This is a genomic window from Cupriavidus sp. 8B, assembly GCF_054589115.1.
The window spans coordinates 1-1,995 of the sequence record NZ_BAAILO010000520.1; the positions used below are offsets into that span (position 1 = coordinate 1).

Annotated in this window: 2 protein-coding genes and 1 pseudogene; all 3 read left to right on the forward strand. The window is 64.8% G+C overall.

Annotated features, from left to right (window positions below):
- The first annotated feature begins 43 nt into the window (after nucleotides 1–43).
- Nucleotides 44–751 carry a VirB8 family type IV secretion system protein gene (locus ACYP5B_RS46075; protein WP_459574038.1) on the forward strand — a complete coding sequence of 236 codons (708 nt, stop codon included), beginning with the start codon at nucleotides 44–46 and terminating at the stop codon, nucleotides 749–751.
- 3 nt (nucleotides 752–754) lie between these two features.
- Nucleotides 755–1,645 (forward strand): TrbG/VirB9 family P-type conjugative transfer protein, encoded by an 891-nt coding sequence (locus ACYP5B_RS46080; protein ID WP_459574039.1) that lies wholly within the window; start codon nucleotides 755–757, stop codon nucleotides 1,643–1,645.
- Between the two features lie 26 nt (nucleotides 1,646–1,671).
- A pseudogene (locus ACYP5B_RS46085) lies at nucleotides 1,672–1,995 on the forward strand (TrbI/VirB10 family protein); the annotation flags it as partial.

Below are 1,995 nucleotides of genomic sequence, written 5' to 3' on the forward strand. Positions count from 1 at the left end.
GCGTTTCGCTGGTTCAATTAGCGGCATCCAAACAGGTGCCCTAATGCCACTGTTCTCCCGCCGCAACGAATCCAAGAAGGTCCTCTCTCCCGCCCCTGGCATGTACGCAGGTGAGGACGTCATGCAGTTCCTGTTCGACCGCACCGCACGTGTGATGGTCGAGCGCAATCACTGGAAGCTGGCCGCGCTGGTGGCCGCCCTGGTGGCGGTGGCGGCAGTGATGACGCGCCAACCGCCCGAGCCGGTCGTGCGCGTGGTCGGCGTGTCGGCCGATGCCAACGGCAAAGCGGTGGCGCGGGAATTGGACGCATACCAGCCTAAGGCGCTGGAAATCCAGGTTGCATTCCGCGACGTGGTGACACGCATGTTCACGATCGAGCCGGTGCTGGCAGCCGAGATCGAGGACTCGCGCATCTTCCAGAATATCAACGCCGTGAAGAAGCAGATGGTGGGTGCCGCTCGCAAGCAGTTCGAGGACTGGCTGGCGGAGGACGCGCCGTTTCGCGCCATCGCGCAAAGCCCCTCGCTGGTGCGCGAGGTGCAGGTCACCAACATTGCCTTGCTGCCGGACAACACCGTCGCGGTGGAGTTTGTCACGTCCACCCGCGACGAGGGCACGAAGCCGCGCAAGCAGCGTTATGCGATGACCTTCCGCTACCAGATTGATCCCCCGAAGAGCGACGCGGCCCTCTCAGCCAATCCGTTTGGCATCTATCCCGTGTTCTTCAGCATCCAAAAATCCGCCGCCTGAGCCATGTCCCACTCCTTGCGTTCCCGTTTCTCCGTCGTTGGCCTGACAGCGGCCATCTGCCTGATGCTGTCGGCAGGCCCCGGCTTCTCGGCCGACAAGCCATCGCGAAAGGCGCCGCCGCGGCTGCCTGCACTGGGCATTGGCGACATGGCCGACGCCATGAACCCGATGAATCCGTTTAATGGCGGGGTCGAGCCGGTAGCCTTGCCCGGTGACTCCCGCCTGGTGGTGTTTCCCTACAGCGCGGATCAGATCTTCCGCGTGCTCACCGCCCCGTTGAAGACGACGACGATCGAGTTCGGTCCCGACGAGCAGATCGTGGGCGATCCGGCCTGGGGCGAGAACATCCGCTGGAGCTTTGACACGGACGGCGCGAACCACCTGTATGTAAAGCCGAACGGGCCCGGTCTGGTCAACACGCTGTCGGTCAATACCAACAAGCGCAGCTACGAGTTCACGCTGGTGTCCTCGCCGCTGGGCGGGATCTTCTACCAGAAGGTGCGCTTCCGCGTTCAGGCCCCATTTGGCGCCAAGTCGAAGGCGCGCGCCGAGCAGTCGGGGGCGCCGGAAGAGCGCGATGGCGGCGCGGCGCTGCCCGATGCGGTTGCAGTTTCCCCCGACAAGCTGAATTTCGACTATGGCGTGTCGGGTAGCGCGAGTTTCAAGCCCGAGACGGTGTTTGACGACGGCAAGGCAATCTGGATGCGCATGCCCAAGGCCGCCGATTGGCCGGTGGCGTTGGTCAAGGACGGCAGCGACTACGTGGTGGCGAACTTTATCCGGCGCGGCGACTTCCTTGTGCTGCAGCGTCTGGCCGACGAGGTCGCGCTGCGCTCGGGCGATACCGAAGTGACGGTGCAGCGCGGCAAGCGCCGCATCCTTGGCCTGTTCTGAGCGAGGCGCGCACCGTGAAGCAGCCCGTGACTGACGTTTCCGACGCGAAGACGCGCCTGACCAGCGGCAAGGTGCCGCGCAACATCGTCACCACCCTCGGCGTGGTCGCGGCGGTGGCGGTGGGTACGCTCGGCTATTTCTACCAGAGCGGCATGGAGTCGGACCAGGCTAAGGAGGCCGAAGCGAAAAAGGCCAAGAAGCTGCAGGAGCGCACCAGCAGCCCGGACAGCGGCGGACTGGACCAACTCATCCGCCAGCAGCAGGAGGAAGCGCGCAGGCTGGCGGCACTGCAGGCGGCATCGGCCACCAAGGCCGAGCCGGCAAGCAAGGCCCCGGTCATGACGGCAAAG